This window comes from Bacillus sp. EKM208B, assembly GCF_011800725.1.
Taxonomy (GTDB): Bacteria; Bacillota; Bacilli; order Bacillales; family Bacillaceae; genus Bacillus; species Bacillus velezensis.
Genome location: NZ_JAANHO010000004.1, coordinates 148,255 through 167,316 on the forward strand (window position 1 = coordinate 148,255; position 19,062 = coordinate 167,316).

Here is a 19,062-nt window from a genome sequence, read left to right on the forward strand (position 1 = left end):
CCCCTCCTTCCGATAGTTAATATGTTTAACTATTAAAAAGAATAACGACTTGACGGTATCATGTCAATCTTCAAAATAAAATAAAAAAAGACAGTGCAGATTACACCGTCTTTAATGATTCCTTCTTTTCTTTTGCTTGTGATGAGATATTTAACAGCGCTAAAAATACAGATACAATGCCGCAAAAAGCGGATAAAATAAAAATCAGCCAGCCTGCATTTGACATCAGGGCAGCAAAGATCGGCGGTCCCGCCGCTACTCCGATAAACCGCATGCTGTTATAAAATGAGGTGATGGTTCCCGATTCCTCGTTGTCTACGCCTTCTGTGATGACAGCGTCTAAAGCCGGCAATGCCATTCCGATACCGATACCGCTGACACACAAAAAGATAAATAATAAATAAAAACTGTGATTCCACCATAGGCCGATAAACGACAGTGTCACGGCACTCATTCCGAAAACGATGCAAAACTTCATTTTGCCTTGGTCTTTTCCGATTTTTCGGCCTGATATATATGAACTGACGGATAGAAATAAAAGCGGGATTGCCAAAAGCGCTCCTTTAGCCACACCGTCAATTCCGTATTTCTTCTCCAGTGAGTCTGATAAATAAAAAAGAACCCCGAACAGCAAAAACATAATCACGCAGCCGATGATAAAAACCGTAAAGAGCCAGCGTCCGTCACGCTTAAATATGCGGCCGACATTTTTCACAAATTCGGAAATAGAAGGCGCTTCTTTTTGTTCCTCCGGCTTTGCCACCAAAAACAATACGAGAAAAAAACTGATGAGCGAAAAAAACGGAATGAACCAAAACGGCATAAACCAAAACCATGCAGCCAAGAGCGACCCGAGAATCGGGCTTATTACTTTCCCGGCTGTGTTTGACGTCTCAATGTCGCCGAGCCCCGCGGTAATCCGCTCATCATCCCCTTTGAATAAATCACCGATAAACGGCATCACTACAGGAGCCGCCCCTGCCGAACCGATTCCCTGCAGCACCCGCCCCGCCAAGATAATGGGATAAGGATGCTTGAACGCGGTGGAAGCTATCGCGGCAAGCGCTCCGCCCGCACCGGCTATGAGAAGACAAGGCAGAAGAACCTTTTTTCTTCCGAATTTATCGGACAGATATCCGGCAATCGGAATACAAATAATCGCCACAATCGAATAGACCGTTATAATTAACGATACTTGAAAAGACGATATGGACAGCTTCTTTTCAATCATCGGAAGCACAGGAATCAGCATGGAATTCCCGAGTGTCATCACGAGCGGTACAGAAGCCAGAGCAATGATATTTTTCGTTCCATTTTTCTTCTTACTCAACTTATTCACCCATTCACTATACTTGGTTGTTTCCTGTTTTATTGTGCCTTGCAGAAAACAAAGTATGTACTGAAACGGCAAATAAAAAAACAGACACATGACGCGTCTGTCTTAAAAACGTTTTCTTACAACATGAAAACTGAACTTATCAGCCCGGAAATAATTTAATGAATACAGCACAGGTTCATCATTCTGATTATAGTGGGTTTGCTTCAGCAATAAAAGCGCCGTCTCCGGCTCGCATTCCAAAACCGGTGAAATCGTATCGTGATATCCGATCGGTTCGATATCAGCAACGGCATAGCTGATCACAGACCCGGAGTTTTTTTCCAAAAGATCAAAAATAGACTCCTGTTCATGACAGAAAGAATTCGGCAGAATGTGCATCGGAATCGTATCTAAACAGTAAACGACCGGAGTGCCGCTTGCCGTTCTCACGCGTTCCAAATAAAAAAGCTCCTGCTCAGGCTCAAGCCGGAATCTAGCGATATCTTCATCAGACGGCGTGATGACCTGAGACGACAAAAAAATCGTACCCGGCACCATGTTCGCCTGCTGAATCGTTTTCGTCACGCTGTTGAGCTGTTCAATACCTGAAAGAAACAGCGGTTTTGTATGGACGAAAGTGCCCACACCGTGCCTTCTGATAATCACATGCTCCTCTTCAAGGATACGCAAAGCTTCACGCAGAGTTGCCCGGCTGACACCCATTGATTTTGAAAGCTCAAATTCAGAAGGAAGCTTTTCCTTTTCGGTGTAAATTCCGTTTTGTATATCCTCTTTGATTCGCTCAATCACTTTTAGATACAAGTGACGATTGTCAGCTTTTGTAGACATGTTTCCCCTCCGTAAACCACTTTCATAAATTATTGAACAATTGGGACAACTATATCATGTTTTGATAAAAAAATAAATAGGAATGATTTTGGTGATATCATTTTCAGTGAAAACTCTCTCCTTTTTAAGAAGAGAGCTCATCATATTGTTCCTTAGATAATAGTACTTCCCTCGGTTTGCTTCCTTCATACGGCCCGACGACGCCCCGTTCCTCCATTGCGTCAATCAGACGGGCAGCTCTCGTATATCCGATTCTGAACCGCCTTTGAAGCATGGAGACTGATGCCGTCTGCATGCCGATAATCAAATCGACCGCTTCGTCATAGAGGTCATCCGTTACTTCACTGTGTGTTTCCGAAACTTCTTCCGGAATCATCTCTTCTTGATACTGCGCTTTTTGCTGCGTAATGACATGATCGACGACATGCTCAACCTCTTCATCGGATAAGAATGCCCCTTGCACACGCACCGGCTTATTTGCGCCCACAGGCAGAAACAGCATGTCTCCGCGCCCCAGAAGCTTTTCAGCGCCGCCCATGTCTAAAATCGTCCGTGAATCGGTCTGAGATGAGACACTGAAAGCGATTCTTGACGGGATGTTGGCTTTAATAACACCGGTAATAACGTCGACTGAAGGCCTCTGTGTCGCGATAATCAAATGAATTCCCGCCGCTCGCGCCATCTGTGAAAGTCTCGTAATTGAATCTTCCACGTCGGAAGAAGCGACCATCATCAGATCGGCAAGCTCGTCAACGATGACGACGATGTATGGCAGCTCAGGCTGCTTGACTTCTTCTTCGGCATTTGACCGCTTAATATGGTCGTTATAGCCTTCTATATTTCTCGTACCCGTATGGGAGAACAGCTCATAGCGGCGCTCCATCTCATTGACGACCTTTTTCAAAGCCTGCGAGGCCTTTTTCGGATCTGTCACGACCGGCGCAAGCAGATGAGGAATGCCGTTATACACATTCAGTTCAACCATTTTCGGGTCAATCATCATCATCTTCACTTCATGCGGTTTAGCCCTCATCAGAATGCTCGTAATAATACCGTTGACACAGACGCTTTTTCCGCTTCCCGTTGCCCCCGCTACGAGCAGGTGGGGCATTTTGTTCAGTTCGGCAAGCACGGCTTCCCCGGAAATATTTCGTCCCAAGCCGATCAGAAGCTTCGCGTCCGGCTTGTCATTGAGCTTGGATTCAAGCACTTCTTTTAACGAAACCATCGCCACTTCAGCATTGGGCACCTCGATGCCGATTGCCGATTTGCCCGGAATCGGCGCTTCGATCCGGATATCCTTCGCGGCAAGCGCGAGCGCGAGGTCATCGCTCAGATTCACGATTTTACTGACTTTGACCCCGACGTCCGGATACACCTCATATTTTGTGACCGCCGGACCGAGATGAACCTGCGTCACTTTCGCCTTTACGCCGAAGCTTTGAAAAGTCCGTTCGAGTTTTCTTGCATTCTCGTAAATGTTTTTCTTATCGGTCTGCTGGCCTGTATGTTTCGGGTCAGCCAGTATGTCCAATGAAGGCATTTGATAATCTTTATTTTCAAGCTCTGTAAACGTCATCGGCGGAGCCGCAGCCGTTTCGCCACTGTCTTGAGCGCCGCCGGAAGGCTCAACTTTTGCCGCTTGTGCAGCCTCCTGCGTTTTTTCCGGAATCAGCGGTTCGGCGGGCTCTTCCTGACGGTCTGAAAAGCTTGAAATAATCGGCTCTGAATGGATGATCGGCGAAATGATTTCCTCATCCTCTTCCTCCGGTTCAGGCTCTTCTTTTTTCTTTTGAACCCGTTTTTGTTTTTTGCCCGATTTTGTTTTTGTTTTCGGCGAAGACATATTCGTTCTGACCGTCTTCATATCCTCAAGAAATGCCTGCCACTGGCCGCGGATAAACCGGCCGACGGGGCTCGTCCACTTTTTGAGCGTTTCCTGCAGTGAACGGCCCGTTACAAGAATCAGCCCCATTAAGATCAGCACGATCGCCATGATTTGTGAACCCGTTGATGCAAATAGAAAGTGGGAAGCTGCAAACAGTACCGCGCCGATCATGCCGCCGCCCAAATCAGGGGAAGCAGCCTGCTGTTTCATGTCAATCATAAACAGCTCCCACGTGTTGCCGATGACACTTGCCGAACGAATCGACCCGTGATGAGACAGATTTTTAAAGAGCTGCACGTGAGACAGCAGCAATATACTGGCGATAATACAGTACAACCCTGCCTTTCTTCTCGTTAAAAGGCTTGGACTCTTCTTTTTCCAAAACAGCGAAATTCCGAGAAGGAAGAGCGCAATTAAGCATAAAATAAACCACTCTCCGGCAAAAAAACGGAACAAGTACACAAATGTCTGTCCCACAACGCCGAGCTGCAAAACAGCAATAATTGAGATTGCAACACAGAGCAGTCCGCTTAGTTCGTATTTTAGATTGAGCTTACTCTCTTGTTTCTTTTTAGATTTCCGTTTTTTCTTTGCCACACTCATCACCTTACTGCGTTAAAAAATGTAAAATCATACATCATGAAGAAAAGCAGCCTTTTGCCGGCTGCATTTTTCTGTAGGATTCCCCTATTATAGCATATTTTGCCCCCGAGAAACGGACTGAATGCCGGTTAGATTTTCAGCTTGATTTTTTGTCCCGGAGCGATGTCCGGATTCAGAAAATCCATCGGGTTCGTACTTAAAATCTGTACGACTTCAGCTTCATTTCCCTTCATCTCAACTAGCAGCGGCACGCCGGCGTAATCGACCTGTTCATGCACGCTTTGCTCTATATCCTGACCGTAAACGACTTCTTGGGGCATGACGGTATAAAGGATCATTGAATCATCCTTCCTTCCTCGCCCTTTCGTTCCTCAATCAGCTGATTCAGCTTTTTTATCGCCTGTCCGACGCCGCCCACGGCATCAATTAATCCGTAATCAGCCGCATCTTTCCCGACTACGTTCGTCCCGATGTCCCTGGTTAAGTTTCCTTTTGAAAACATCAGCTCTTTGAATTTTTCTTCGGAAATATTTGAATGATGGGTCACAAAGTTGACGACCCGCTCCTGCATTTTATCCAAGTATTCAAACGTTTGCGGAACCCCGATAACCAGACCTGTAAGCCGAACGGGGTGAATGGTCATAGTCGCTGTTTCCGCGATAAAACTATGATCACATGACACGGCGATCGGCACACCTATCGAGTGGCCCCCGCCGAGTACGATTGAAACGGTCGGTTTTGATAATGATGCGAGCATTTCCGCAATCGCAAGCCCCGCTTCCACATCGCCTCCGACGGTGTTTAAGATGATCAGAAGTCCTTCGATTTTCGGATTTTGCTCAATCGCGACGATTTGCGGAATGACGTGTTCATATTTGGTTGTTTTATTTTGCGGCGGGAGCTGGACGTGCCCCTCAATTTGGCCGATGATCGTCAGGCAGTGAATATTGGTATCTTGGGACATTTGCGGCAGAGATGTCTCTCCCAGCTGCTGAATTTTGCTCATAATGCTGTCTTTCGCATCTGATTTTTCGGGCTGCTGTTCTTCGGTGTTTTCCATACGATGATCCATTTTATCTTTCACCCTTTCCGAATGTCTCTTTGTATTATGAACAAAGATGATGATTTCCATCCGGGACATGAACAAAAACAAAGCCGGAGCATCATGCGCTCCGGCTTTGTATACATTATACTTCCATAATGATCGGAATGATCATCGGCTTGCGTTTTGTTTTTTCATAAAGGAATTGATTCAGCGCATCACGCATTGCTTGTTTCAGCGTGGACCATTCTACGGCAGATGTTTCCGTCGCTTCAGTCACGATAGAGCGGACGAGCTCAGTAGCTTGTACAATTAAACCTTCTGATTCTCTGACATACACGAAACCGCGCGTAATGATCTCAGGACCTGATACGAGGTTCTTTTTCTGCTTATCGAGTGAAATCACGACGATGAGAATGCCGTCTTGTGATAATAAGCGGCGGTCTCTCAGCACGATGTTGCCGATGTCGCCGACTCCGAGGCCGTCAATCAGAACGTTTCCGTACGTGACTTTATCCCCGATTTTCACATTCTGGCCGCGGAATTCAACGACGTCACCTTTTTCAATCAAGAAGATGTCGCTGCGTTTCATGCCGATCTCTTCTGCGATTTTGGAATGCGCTTTTTGCATTCTGAATTCACCGTTAACCGGAATTAAATATTTCGGTTTCAGCAAATTAAGCATGAGTTTCAATTCTTCCTGCGAACCGTGACCGGACACATGCACGCGTTTTTGGGCGAAAATGACTTGAGCGCCGGCGCGGGCAAGCAGGTTGACGGTTTTGGAATATATCAATTCATGCCCCGGAATCGGTGTTGATGCAATGACAACGGTGTCTCCTTCTTCAATGTTAAGCTGCTTGTGCGCCTGCTTGGCCATCCGCGTAAGAGCGGCCAGCGGCTCACCATGGCTTCCGGCTGTAACAATTGCCACTTCCCGCTTCGGATATTTTTTCACATCCTGTACAGGAATAAACATTTCATCTTCGGCTTCAATATAGCCGAGCTTTCGCCCAAGCTGAAGCACGTTTTGCAGATTTTTTCCGGCGATTGCAAGTTTGCGGCCGTTCTGGACGGCAGCCTGTATCACTTGCTGGATCCGGTTGATATTAGACGCGAATACAGCAATGATGACACGGTTTTCTGAACTGTTCATCGCATCGGAAATTTCACCGCTTACATATGCTTCTGACGGAGTATACCCCGGGCGCTCCGCATTGGCGCTGTCAGAAAGCAGGGCGAGCACGCCGCTGTTTCCGATTTTGGCAATTTCGCCAATATCACATGATTGGTGATAAGCAGGCGTCTGGTCAAATTTAAAGTCTCCCGTGCATACAATAGAGCCAAGTGATGTTTTGAAGCTGACTCCCACTGAATCCGGAATACTGTGAATCGTTTTAAAGAACGATACTTTCGTTGATTCAAATGTAATGACTGATTTAGAGTGAACTTCACGTAAATCAGCTTTTCGATTATGCCCGTACTGCTTGAGTTTTTCTCTCAGTAATGCAAGCGTAAGCTTCGTTCCGTATACCGGCACCGACAGCTTGTTCAATAAATAAAAGACGCCTCCGATGTTTTCATCGTGCCCGTGTGTCAGAAAGATGGCCTTCACGCGGTCAGCCCGTTCTACTAAGTAGGAAATATCCGGAATGACGACATCAATACCGAGCATTTCATTTTCAGGGTGCATCAGCCCTGCATCCACTACAAATATGTCTGAGTCAATTTCAATGACATATAGGTTCTTCCCAATTTCTCCGACGCCGCCAAGGGCGATAATTCTGACGTTTTCTGTATTTTTCTTTTTCAAAATCTGTATCCTCCTAGTCTCATACCCGTCCATCATCACTTGTTCCTATTATAACTGATATCAATTTTAGAAAACAAGAAGAAGCGGAAGGTTTAGGGAAAACCAATATGTATACAAAACGGTCAAACTCACGATAAAAATGAGAATGACCGCGTATTTTAACTGTATAAATTTTTTCTTACAGTTCGCTGATGACGCTGCTCAGGCTCAGACGTTCATCTTCATTCAGCGGGATAAGAGGAAGACGCACAGATCCGACATCAAGGCCTTTCAGCTGTAGCGCCGTTTTGACCGGAGCCGGATTAGGCGCTTTAAAGAGCTCCTTCATGATCGGCAGAAGCTTCTGATGAATCAGCGCCGCGGTTGCCGTCTGCCCGTTCGTATAGTTTTTAATCATCTGCTGCATGTCAGAACCTACGATATGGCTGGCCACTGACACGACTCCTCTTCCGCCGACTGCGAGAATAGGAAGCGTTAACCCGTCATCACCTGAATAGACGTAAAAATCTTCCGGTGTTTCGGCAATGATTTTCGTAATGGCATCAAGATCGCCGCTCGCTTCTTTAATCGCAGAGATATTCGGAATCTCCGCAAGTCTGATGGCCGTTTCCGGCGCAAGCGAAGCGACCGTTCTGCCCGGCACGTTGTAAAGCATCACAGGAAGAGACGTTTCTTCCGCAATGGCTTTAAAATGACGGTACATACCCTCTTGGGAAGGCTTATTATAATACGGCGTGACAAGCATAACGCAATCGACGCCGGCTTCTTCAGCTTTTTTTGTCAGTTTAATGGAGTCTTTCGTATTGTTGCTTCCCGTACCCGCAATAACAGGCACGCGTCCGTTCACTTCTTTGACTGTAAATTCAAAGAGTGCAATTTTTTCTTCCGTTGAAAGTGTCGGAGATTCGCCGGTCGTGCCTGCGACGACTAAAGAATCCGTGCCGTTTTTCAACAAATAGTCGATTAATGTAGACAGTTTTTGAAAGTCTACATTCCCTTTACTGTCAAAGGGGGTAATCATCGCTGTAGATATATTTCCGACATTCATTTTTTTCACCTCATCATGATTCAATCACATTTACTTTGAAAGTTCAAACACTTCATGCAACGCATTTACGGCCGTTACCATATCTTTTTCATGAACGAGCACCCAGATCGTCGTATGGCTGTCGGCAGATTGCAGAATCGGAATGCCTTTATCAGAAAGTGCGGAGACGATTTTTGACGTGACACCCGGAACACCCATTATCCCGGCGCCGACCGCTGACACTTTCGCACAGCTCTCCGTCACTGTCGGCTCATACCCTAATTCAGCCAAGATGCTGCGCGCGGCTTCCGTTTTACTGCCGGCTACGGTATATACGATTTCACTCGGCGTAATGTTAAAGAAATCTACGCTGATTCCGGCATTTGCCATTGCTTTAAAGACTTCAGTCTGAACGTTGTATTGCCCCATTTTGGCGGGAACCTTAAATTGCGTCACATCTTTCACATGGGCGATCCCCGTAATCAGCCGTTCGAATACATCGCTGCCGATGTTAGACGAATGATGGGACGTCACCAAAGTGCCTTTGTCTTTTGAATAAGTGGAGCGCACGCGGATCGGCACCTTTGCCTGCATGGCGATTTCCACCGCGCGCGGATGAATGACTTTCGCGCCTTGATAGGCAAGGTTGCAGATTTCCGTATATGTGACGTTCGGAAGCGGCTTAGCATTTTCCACGATTCTCGGATCGGCTGTCATAACGCCTTCCACGTCCGTAAAAATGTCGATAAACTCAGCATCTACCGCCGCGCCGAGCGCCGCTGCTGAAGTATCGCTTCCTCCTCTGCCGATCGTCGTCGTGTCGCCTTTTTCAGTCGCTCCCTGAAATCCTGCGACAACGACAGCGTCATGGCTGGCGAGTGCAGCGAAAAGCCGCTCTGTTTTCATTTCTATAATTTTGGCGTCAGTATGCTGGGCATTGGTTAAAAAGCCGGCTTGGGCTCCTGTTAAAGCTGCGGCTTTTATGCCGTTTTCCTTCAGCATGCTGGAAAAAACAACGGACGAAATCGTTTCTCCGCAAGACAGAAGCATATCCTGCTCTCTCGGAGAAATGTCGGACTGGCTGCCGTAAAGGAGCCCGATTAAAGAATCTGTCGCGTACGGGTCTCCTTTTCTTCCCATCGCTGATACGACAACGACAACTTTATAACCTTCACTGATGGCATCTTTAATGTGTGCTAGCGCAAGCTTGCGGCCTTTGTCATCTTTTACGGATGTTCCGCCGAATTTTTGAACAATGATCTTCACTATTTTCACTCCAAATTAGTCTGACGTAACAGAAGAGAGCAGGCAGAGCCTTACTCTCTTCTATTCGCCTATAGAAAATACGTTTGTTTTATACGAGGTTCAGTTTTTGCAGGCTTTCCGCGATTTGGACTGAGTTCCAAGCGGCGCCTTTTAACAGGTTATCAGAAACAACCCACAAATGAAAACCGTTTGCTCTGTCCAAATCTTTCCGGATTCTTCCTACAAATACATCGCGTTTGCCGACGCAATCAGCAGGCATCGGGTAAAGCTGCTCCGCCGGATCATCCTGAAGCGTAACACCCGGAGCTTCTTTCAAAAGCTGTTTAATATCTTCAACGGTTGCGTCATCACGGTCAAGCTCAATGTAAACAGATTCTGAGTGCCCTGTTTCAATCGGCAGTCTGACACATGTCGCAGCCACTTCCAGCTTCGGCATATGCATGATTTTTTTCGTTTCATTAATCATTTTCATTTCCTCAAACGTATAGCCGTTGTCTTGGAATTTATCAATTTGCGGAATGGCGTTAAATGCGATTTGATAATGCTTTTTGTCACCTTTAACCGGCATAATAGACGGTTCTGCGGGTTCATTGTTTAAAATCGCCTTTGTCTGGCTGTACAATTCTTTCGCCGCTTCATTGCCGGCCCCGGACACAGCTTGGTAAGTAGATACAATGACTTTTTTCAAACCGTACGCTTTGCGGATCGGTTCAAGCGCAGCCACCATCTGAATCGTTGAACAGTTAGGGTTGGCGATAATGCCGTTATGTTTGTGCAGATCACCTTCGTTCACCTCAGGCACCACGAGCGGTGTATTTTCGTCCATCCGGAATGCGCTGGTATTGTCAATCACGATGGCTCCCCGTTTTACAGCCTCAGGCGCCAAGCTTTGTGATACGCTTCCGCCGGCGCTGAATAACGCGATATGAACGCCTTCGAAGCTTTCAGGAACAGCTTCCTGCACTGTATATTCTTCGCCTTTAAACATTACTTTCGTACCAGCAGAACGCTTTGAGGATAGTAGTGTGAGTGTTTCGATTTCAAAGTTTCTGTCTTCCAGTGTTTTCAGCATTTGCTGTCCTACGGCTCCCGTCGCTCCGACAACTGCTACGTGTAATCCTCTTCCCATCTGTAAAACTCCTTCCGCCAATTAAGCATCATTTATTGAATTGACTTTGCATTTTACGTTTTATTTTACCATAGAATAGTCACGGATTGACCGAATTTTTTTATTCCGGAATGATTTTCTGTCATCATTCATGATGGTGTACGAGCACCGGCTGAACCTGCTGGTGCAAAAGAGCTTTTTCTACCGTAATCGGAAGAAGATCCATTCTTGCGACGAGCGATGTCGGTTTTTTCACGTGGTCATCCTGGCCGAACGGGATGAAATATATGTTTTTTGCGGACATCAGCCTCATTAAATTCGTTCCGTTTAAACCGAGTCCGTCGTTTGTCGAAATTCCGAGCACGACCGGGCGGCCGTTGCGGATCGTGGCTTTCGCAGCCATAAGGACGGGGCTGTCAGTCATCGCATTTGCGAGTTTGCTCATTGAATTTCCGGTTAAAGGGGCGATGACCATGCAGTCGAGCGGAAGTTTCGGCCCGAGAGGCTCCGCTTTTACGATGGAATCAATCGCCTCAAAGCCTGTTGTTTCTTCAATTTTTCTGACCCAATCTCCCCCCTCCCCAAAGCGGGTATCGGTCGATTGAACGGTTGACGTCACGACCGGCCGGACTTCAGCTCCTTGACTGATAAGCGCCTCTATTTGCGGAAAAACTTCCTCATATGTGCAGTGCGAGCCGGTTAATCCGAATCCGATTCTTTTCCCTTTCAGAGACATGGTTATTCCCCCTCTTTCTTTAAGTCTGCCAAAAGCTTGCTCAATACGTTCGCAATAATCTGTCCGGCTGTTTTCGGGGCCACAATTCCCGGAAGACCCGGGGCAAGCAGCGCTTTAATGCCTTGTTTTTCAGCATATTTGAAATCCGTTCCGCCCGGGCGGGATGCTAAATCCAAAATCAAGGTCTTCGGCGTCATGCGCGATAAAACGCTTTGATTCAGAATCAAGCTCGGTACGGTGTTAATGCAGATATCAATATCATTTACATGTTCAGTAAGCTCTTCAAGTTGAAAAGGAGAAAGCCCCATTTCCGTTATACGGGCCAAATGAGCCGAACTCCGCGCGCCCACTTTTACCTTCGCCCCTAACGCCGCAAACGTCCGGGCGATCGTCATACCGGTGCGCCCCATGCCGAGAACGGCGACATTTGATCCGTGAATGGTATAATCCGTATGCTGAATCGCCATCATGATTGTTCCTTCAACAGTGGGAATCGAGTTGAATATCGCGATATCGTCCCGTTCAAATAATTTCACAAGTTTGCGGCCCGCTTCGCTGGCGATCCCCTCAAGATACGCGTTGGAGATGCCTGAATAAATGACGCAATGCTCCGGTGTCCGCTCAAGATAGCTCTGCTTTAATATCACTTCTTCATTTGAAAAAACCGTGGAAACAACGCCTTCTCCGGTCGTTGCCGATACGGGCAGGATGATACTGTCTATTTTTTGAAAGGGAATCTCATCGATTTTGCATTTGACGGTTCCTGTAAAACCGTCATCCAATTGGTCAAACCCTGCAAGATAAATATCGGCATGCTGTTCTGTCAGCTTTCTTATAATCTCTAGCTGTCTTGCGTCACCGCCAATGATCGCAATTGTCAATCCGGTTAACATCTGAAACGTTCACCTTCTTTACAGTTACTGGATCTTTTAAGTGTCATCCTCCTCTTCATCGTATGTGCGAAGAGAAAGGGCGGTGAATGTACAGCGTCTTTTTCATAAAAAAAGCACCGGCTGTATGAGCCGGTGCTTGCAACAATTGAATAAGATCTACTCTTCGGGAGGCGTGATCTCCCCCGGAACATCTAAAATGATCATGTCTGACCCGATTTTTTGGATATGGTTCCAGGGGACGCGGATGTCGTGGCCTTGTTTTCGCAATCCGAACCATTTTACCGTCGGTATCAACAGCGCGGTAATTTGTCCGTCCTGTTCATTAATTTCCAAATCGGTCTGGCCGAGCACGCCGAGCCGCTCTGCCCGTTTAATGTCCACAATTTCTTTACCTGACAGTTCACTGAGCCTCATGATAGCCACCCCCTTGTACTATATGACCCGGAGCAAAAAAAAATGCCTGCCCCGTATAGAGGCAGACTGCTTTTCTGCTTAAGATGAAGCCGGCATATTGCCGGTCGGGCTGATGAGCGATAGTGCGTAATCATCCGTAAATAAGCGGCGGCTGAGGCCGTTGACGCTTTCCAGGCTGACCGCATTTAGTTCAGTGATAATTTCATCCATGGTCTTATGCTTTCCGAGCAGGAGTTCGTTTTTCCCGTTCCGGCTCATTTTGCTGTTTGTGCTCTCTAAGCTGAGCATTAAGCTCCCCTTCATTTGCTCTTTGCTGTTTTCCAGCTCTTTCGGGGTGATACCGTCACGTTTTAGAACCGATAACGTTTCCTGAATGGTTTCAGACAGAAGTCCGAGCTGATTCGCGCCGGTGCCTCCGTAAATCGTCAGCATACCGCTGTCTTCATAGGAACTGTGGTAGCTGTATACAGAATAGGCCAGTCCTTTATCTTCGCGCACATCCTGGAAAAGACGGCTGCTCATGCTTCCGCCCAGCACGTTGTTTAAGACGATCAAATCGTAAATGTCCGCATCTCCGACTTTCAGGCCTTTGAAACCGAGACAGAGATGCGCCTGTTCGGTGTCTTTTTTTCTGGTCAGCTTTTCATAATGAAACTCAGGCTCGCTGATGCCGCTTGCTTTGCCCTTCGCTTCGTATGTACCGAACCATTTCTCCACGTCTTTAATGAATTGTTCTGTTACATTTCCGGCGACAGAAATGACGACGCGGTCCGGCGTGTAAAAGTCATCCATATGCTGTCTGAGAGAATCGCCGTTAAATGACGAAAGCGTTTCCTCCGTCCCGAGAATCGGGTAGCCGAGCGAATGATTGCCGTATGTCGCTTTGCTCAGCAGATCGTGGACAATGTCATCCGGCGCGTCTTCATACATTTTGATTTCTTCATATACTACGTTCTTTTCTTTTTTGAGCTCATCTTCGTCAAAAGCAGAATGAAAGAACATATCAGCCAGCACATCAAGTGCGTAGTTTGCATGCTCATCCAGAACTTTGGCGTAATAGCATGTATATTCTTTTGAAGTGAAGGCATTCACTTGGCCGCCTATCCGATCGAAGGATTCTGCGATTTCCCGTGCGGACCTGGTATTTGTTCCTTTAAAAAACATATGCTCAAGAAAGTGCGAAATACCGTTTGTCTCCGGCGTTTCATGACGTGACCCCGTCCCGATCCAGACGCCGATTGCCACAGACCGCACCGTTGGATTATTTTCAAGCACAACTCTTACACCGTTTTGGCATGTATAGCGTTTTATCAAGTCTGTTCCTCCTATTCAAAGACAGGCAAACTGCCGCCTGCTACTTCATCAGCCTGTTTTCATCCATTAAGTCAGACACTGAGCCGAGCGCGTAGCCTTTTTCTTTGATTTTTGCAATCAGTGTATCCAGGCTTTTCGCAGTCGGATCAGTCGGATGCATTAAAATCATGGCTCCGTTATGTATTTTGCTCAACACCCTTGTTTGTAAAACAGCCGGAGACGGTTTTTGCCAGTCAATGGTGTCAACGGTCCACATGATGGTGCCCATTCCTTTTTCCGCCGCAAGGTCGACCACGGCTTTTCTGAAGCTGCCGCTTGGCGGCGCAAACCATTTCGGCTTCATGCCGAGCGTCTCGCTGATTTGTGCATTGGTTTTGTCAAGCTGTTCGGAAATGCTTCCTGAAGTCAGTTTGCTCATATCAGGGTGATTGTATGAATGATTTCCGATTTCATGTCCGTCTGCCGCTATTTTTTTCCCAAGTTCCTGATTGTTTTTCAGCCATTTCCCTTCAAGAAAGAAAGTTGCTTTGACCTGGTGCTGCTTCAGAATAGGCAGCATTTGCTCCACGTATTCATTTCCCCAGGCGACATTTATCAGGAAAGCGACCATCGGTTTGTCGGGATTTCCTTTATAAATGGGTTCGGGCGCGAGAGAATCAAGATGGACTTTCGGTTTCACCTGCTCATAGACAAGGTCGTCTTCGTGAAATTCTCCGTCCTTTTTCATTTGCTTATAGGATTTTTCCACATTGACTTTTAAACCGTTATATCCTGGTATACTCTTCCATATTTTATCAATCCGCGCGTCTTGCGGCTTTACTTCATACTCTGACGCTTTTTGCAGTAATTCTTCATAGAGCGGATCTTTTGATTCTGACACTGTTACAGCGTCTTTTTTCATTGCGTCTATGTAATCAACTGTATACGGATTTTTTAACATTTCAAACGAAACAAAAAAAAGAAATAAAAAAACGGCAAACGGCACGAATTTTTTCAACATGTCCTTCCCCCCTCATCACACATTATGTATGAGGAGGACAAGGTAGAACCCGTCTGTTGTCTTTCTCAAAATAAAGAAGCCGGGTCTCCCAGGCTCCTTGTTAGGTTTTCATTTAAGATTGTTGTTGTTCCTGTTCTTTTTCTTTCTCTTCGCGCAGCACTGCTTTACGCGACAGATTCACTCGTCCCTGCTTGTCAATTTCAGTTACCTTCACAAGGATTTCGTCACCGATTTTCACAACATCCTCAACCTTGCCGACCCGTTCGAGCGCTAGTTCAGAGATGTGAACGAGACCGTCTTTTCCGCTGAAGATTTCAACGAAAGCGCCGAATTTCTCAATCCGTTTGACTTTACCGAGGTAAAGCTGGCCGACTTCGACTTCTCTGACTAGATCTTCGATGATTTTTTTCGCTTTTTGGTTGCTGCTTTCATCAGTAGAAGAAATAAAGATGGTGCCGTCTTGTTCAATGTCAATTTTAACACCGGTATCTTCAATGATTTTGTTGATTTGTTTACCGCTCGGTCCGATAACGTCACGGATTTTATCCGGATTAATGTTCATCGTTAAAATTTTCGGCGCATATTGAGAAAGTTCTTTTCTTGATTCACCAAGCGTGCTGAGCATGCTGTTCAAGATTTCCATTCTTCCTTTTTTCGCCTGCTGAAGCGCTTCTTCAAGAATTTCTCTTGAAAGGCCTTCAATTTTAATGTCCATTTGCAGCGCTGTCACGCCTTTTTCCGTGCCGGCTACTTTAAAGTCCATGTCACCGAGGGCGTCTTCCATCCCTTGAATATCCGTTAATACCGTATAGTACTCGCCTGATTTCACAAGTCCCATCGCGATACCCGCAACAGGGGCTTTAATCGGAACACCTGCGTCCATCATGGCAAGCGTACTTGCGCAAATGCTGGCCTGTGAAGTGGAACCGTTTGATTCAAGCACTTCGGATACGAGGCGGACCGTATACGGGAAGTCTTTTTCATTCGGGATGACCGGCTCAAGCGCACGCTCTCCAAGAGCACCGTGACCGATCTCACGGCGTCCCGGTCCGCGCATCGGGCCTGTCTCCCCTACGCTGAACTGCGGGAAGTTATAATGATGCATAAAACGTTTTGATTCTTCCACGCCTAAACCGTCAAGAATCTGAACGTCCCCAAGGGCGCCTAATGTACAAACGCTGAGCGCCTGCGTCTGTCCTCTCGTAAACAGCCCGGAGCCATGCGTTCTCGGCAGAAGGCCGACTTCTGAAGAAAGCGGGCGGATCTGATCAACGCCGCGGCCGTCCGGACGGACTTTTTCTTCTGTGATCAAACGGCGCACTTCGTTTTTTACGAGTTTAGACAGTGTCTGTTTCACTTTTTTAATCGTGTCTTCATCATGCTCTTCTTCTTCGAATTTCGCGACAACTGCATTTTTCACTTCATTGATCGCGTCTTCGCGAGCATGTTTTTCGTGAACCTGAATGGCGCTGAGAAGATCCGGCTCCGCAAGGCTTTTTACTTTTTCGCTGAGCTCTTCGTCAATTTCATACAGTTCGATTTCCGTTTTCTCTTTGCCGACTGCTGCGACGATTTCTTCTTGGAATGCGATCAGGCGCTTAATTTCTTCGTGACCGAACATAATCGCCTCAAGCATGATTTCTTCAGGAACTTCATCCGCTCCGGCTTCCACCATGTTGATGGCGTCTTTTGTGCCTGCAACGATGAGGTTGATATCACTTTTTTCAAGCTGGTCAACCGTCGGATTGATGACGAATTTCCCGTCAATGCGGCCTACCGTCACACCCGCGATCGGGCCTTCAAACGGGATATCGGAAACGCAAAGAGCGAGTGATGAACCGAACATTGCAGCCATTTCAGATGAGCAGTCCTGATCAACACTCATGACAATGCTGATGACCTGTACTTCGTTACGGAATCCGTCTGCGAAAAGCGGGCGGATCGGACGGTCGATCAGACGGCTGGCTAAAACGGCCTTTTCACTTGGACGGCCTTCTCTTTTAATAAAACCGCCCGGAATTTTACCTACTGCGTATAATCTTTCTTCATAGTTAACGGTAAGCGGGAAAAAATCTAGCGGTTTCGGTTCTTTTGATGCGGTTGCTGTGCTGAGCACTGCAGTATCGCCGTAGCGGACCATGACAGCGCCGTTTGCCTGTTTGGCAAGCTGGCCGGCTTCTACTGTAAGCTGTCTGCCGGCCCAATCTATGGTAAAGACATGTTTCTCTTGTCCCATTCGATTACGAGCTCCTCTCTTAATGTGTGAAATAATCAATTACTCCTATTATGAACGAAATGAATTGAACATATCAATGTCAAAGTAGTATGTAAAAGGATTTCATTGTTTTTTTATCATTATTTTTTTCGCTTTAATACGATAAAAAAGCGGGAATCCTCCCGCTTTTTACGATTATCGACGTAAGCCTAGTTTGTTAATTAACTCACGGTAACGAGTTACGTCTTTATTACGCAGATACGTAAGAAGATTACGACGTTTACCTACCATTTTAAGAAGACCGCGACGTGAGTGGTGATCTTTCTTGTGAGTACGCAAATGCTCGTTCAAGTTGTTAATTGAGTCTGTTAGGATAGCGATCTGAACTTCTGGAGATCCAGTATCAGATTCGTGTGTTTTGAACTCGCTGATGAGTTGATTTTTACGCTCTTGAGTAATTGCCATCCTGTTTCACCTCCATATCATAATTAGCCCCAGTTACCTAGCAACCGTCGGTGACTTCGGATTGCCAAGCAATGGTTTTAAGACTACGAAACATATGATACTAAAAATCGCGCCCATATGCAAATCTTTTAGAAGAAAATTTGTGTACTTTTGATGTTTTTTCCGTTATTTGCTGAAAAAACGGATCGCTTCTTGTTTGTCTTTCCCGATCTGAGCCGTCAGTTCATCGATGCCGTTAAACTTCCGTTCGCTTCGGATTCGTTTGTACCACTCGATTTTAACGTCTTCTCCGTATACATCCTGTTGAAAATTAAACAAATGTACTTCAATTGACGGCTGATCGGGACGCTTTTCATAAAAGGTCGGTTTGTAGCCGATGTTGCAGACGCCTTCATACACCTCGCTTTTTATTTCGGCTTTCACTGCATACACGCCTGTCGGCGGCACGATATAACTGTTGTGCAGGCCGACATTCGCGGTCGGAAAACCGATGGTGCGGCCTCTTTTGTCTCCGTGAATCACAGTGCCCCGGATAAAATACGGCTGGCCGAGAAGAGTGTGCGCCAGTTCAACGTCACCATCCTGCAGCGCTGACCGGATATAAGTAGAGCTGATCTTTCTGTCCTGCTCGGTCTGTTTCTCGACAGTCGTGCATCCGGCCTTGCCGTTTAAATCGTCCGGCAGCGTCTCCATCGTACCTTTTCCGTATTTTCCGTACGTAAAATCGAAGCCTCCCACAGCGTGCCGCGCGTTTAACCCTAAAATATACTCCTCGGCAAACTGTTTTGGAGAAAGAGACGCAAACGCTTCATCAAACTTTACGACATACAGCACATCAGCGCCTAAACGTCCGATCTGGCTGATTTTATCTTCAAGCGGCGTAATCAGATCCTTTGGCTCTTTGTCCCTGCCCAACACATGGGAAGGGTGAGGATGAAACGTCATAACGGCCAGCGACAGGCCTTTTTCTTCGGCAATTTGTCTGGCTGTTCCGATTACTTTCCGGTGTCCCAAATGAACGCCGTCAAAGTAGCCGAGCGCCATGACAGACGCCGGCTGCTCTTCTTTTTGTAAATGATGCGGATGAGAAATATGTATCGTCTTCACAGAA

Annotated in this window: 17 protein-coding genes; all 17 read right to left on the reverse strand. The window is 46.6% G+C overall.

Going from position 1 to position 19,062, the window contains the following annotated elements:
• Nucleotides 1–100: 100 nt before the first annotated feature.
• Entirely contained in the window at nucleotides 101–1,330 is a 1,230-nt protein-coding gene (bcbE, locus tag G9F75_RS08680; protein WP_017417794.1) for a bacillibactin exporter BcbE, read from the reverse strand.
• A 111-nt stretch (nucleotides 1,331–1,441) separates the two neighbouring features.
• Nucleotides 1,442–2,167, reverse strand: coding sequence for a GntR family transcriptional regulator (locus tag G9F75_RS08685; RefSeq protein WP_007409813.1), 726 nt, complete (start codon nucleotides 2,165–2,167; stop codon nucleotides 1,442–1,444).
• Between the two features lie 124 nt (nucleotides 2,168–2,291).
• Nucleotides 2,292–4,652 carry an FtsK/SpoIIIE family DNA translocase gene (locus tag G9F75_RS08690; protein WP_021493671.1) on the reverse strand — a complete coding sequence of 787 codons (2,361 nt, stop codon included), beginning with the start codon at nucleotides 4,650–4,652 and terminating at the stop codon, nucleotides 2,292–2,294.
• Nucleotides 4,653–4,786: 134 nt separating this feature from the next.
• Nucleotides 4,787–4,996, reverse strand: a complete 210-nt coding sequence (locus tag G9F75_RS08695) for a YlzJ-like family protein (RefSeq protein WP_003154161.1) — start codon at nucleotides 4,994–4,996, stop codon at nucleotides 4,787–4,789.
• Nucleotides 4,993–5,730: a ClpP family protease gene (locus G9F75_RS08700; RefSeq protein WP_003154162.1), complete on the reverse strand. Its 738-nt coding sequence runs from the start codon at nucleotides 5,728–5,730 to the stop codon at nucleotides 4,993–4,995. Before G9F75_RS08700 ends, G9F75_RS08695 begins: the two co-directional genes overlap by 4 nt.
• A gap of 115 nt (nucleotides 5,731–5,845) precedes the next feature.
• Complete coding sequence (gene rnjB / locus G9F75_RS08705; protein WP_021493672.1) at nucleotides 5,846–7,513, reverse strand: ribonuclease J2; 1,668 nt, start codon at nucleotides 7,511–7,513, stop codon at nucleotides 5,846–5,848.
• Between the two features lie 178 nt (nucleotides 7,514–7,691).
• A complete protein-coding gene (gene dapA / locus G9F75_RS08710; protein ID WP_003154166.1) occupies nucleotides 7,692–8,561 on the reverse strand; it encodes a 4-hydroxy-tetrahydrodipicolinate synthase in 870 nt (289 codons plus the stop codon).
• Between the two features lie 30 nt (nucleotides 8,562–8,591).
• Nucleotides 8,592–9,806 (reverse strand): aspartate kinase, encoded by a 1,215-nt coding sequence (gene dapG / locus G9F75_RS08715; RefSeq protein ID WP_003154168.1) that lies wholly within the window; start codon nucleotides 9,804–9,806, stop codon nucleotides 8,592–8,594.
• A gap of 88 nt (nucleotides 9,807–9,894) precedes the next feature.
• Nucleotides 9,895–10,935, reverse strand: coding sequence for an aspartate-semialdehyde dehydrogenase (gene asd, locus G9F75_RS08720; RefSeq protein WP_014417793.1), 1,041 nt, complete (start codon nucleotides 10,933–10,935; stop codon nucleotides 9,895–9,897).
• Between the two features lie 124 nt (nucleotides 10,936–11,059).
• A complete protein-coding gene (gene dpaB / locus G9F75_RS08725) occupies nucleotides 11,060–11,650 on the reverse strand; it encodes a dipicolinate synthase subunit B (RefSeq protein ID WP_003154171.1) in 591 nt (196 codons plus the stop codon).
• A 2-nt stretch (nucleotides 11,651–11,652) separates the two neighbouring features.
• Nucleotides 11,653–12,543: a dipicolinic acid synthetase subunit A gene (dpaA, locus tag G9F75_RS08730; RefSeq protein ID WP_021493674.1), complete on the reverse strand. Its 891-nt coding sequence runs from the start codon at nucleotides 12,541–12,543 to the stop codon at nucleotides 11,653–11,655.
• A gap of 156 nt (nucleotides 12,544–12,699) precedes the next feature.
• Nucleotides 12,700–12,957, reverse strand: coding sequence for a YlmC/YmxH family sporulation protein (locus G9F75_RS08735; RefSeq protein ID WP_003154176.1), 258 nt, complete (start codon nucleotides 12,955–12,957; stop codon nucleotides 12,700–12,702).
• A gap of 78 nt (nucleotides 12,958–13,035) precedes the next feature.
• Nucleotides 13,036–14,271, reverse strand: coding sequence for a M16 family metallopeptidase (locus G9F75_RS08740; RefSeq protein WP_014417791.1), 1,236 nt, complete (start codon nucleotides 14,269–14,271; stop codon nucleotides 13,036–13,038).
• A 40-nt stretch (nucleotides 14,272–14,311) separates the two neighbouring features.
• Entirely contained in the window at nucleotides 14,312–15,271 is a 960-nt protein-coding gene (locus tag G9F75_RS08745) for a polysaccharide deacetylase family protein (protein ID WP_061862199.1), read from the reverse strand.
• Nucleotides 15,272–15,383: 112 nt separating this feature from the next.
• Nucleotides 15,384–17,507: a polyribonucleotide nucleotidyltransferase gene (pnp, locus tag G9F75_RS08750; protein WP_007611468.1), complete on the reverse strand. Its 2,124-nt coding sequence runs from the start codon at nucleotides 17,505–17,507 to the stop codon at nucleotides 15,384–15,386.
• A 174-nt stretch (nucleotides 17,508–17,681) separates the two neighbouring features.
• Nucleotides 17,682–17,951 (reverse strand): 30S ribosomal protein S15, encoded by a 270-nt coding sequence (gene rpsO, locus G9F75_RS08755; RefSeq protein WP_003154182.1) that lies wholly within the window; start codon nucleotides 17,949–17,951, stop codon nucleotides 17,682–17,684.
• Between the two features lie 165 nt (nucleotides 17,952–18,116).
• On the reverse strand, nucleotides 18,117–19,058 hold the full coding sequence (gene ribF, locus G9F75_RS08760) for a bifunctional riboflavin kinase/FAD synthetase (protein WP_021493677.1): 942 nt from the start codon (nucleotides 19,056–19,058) through the stop codon (nucleotides 18,117–18,119).
• Nucleotides 19,059–19,062 lie beyond the last annotated feature (4 nt).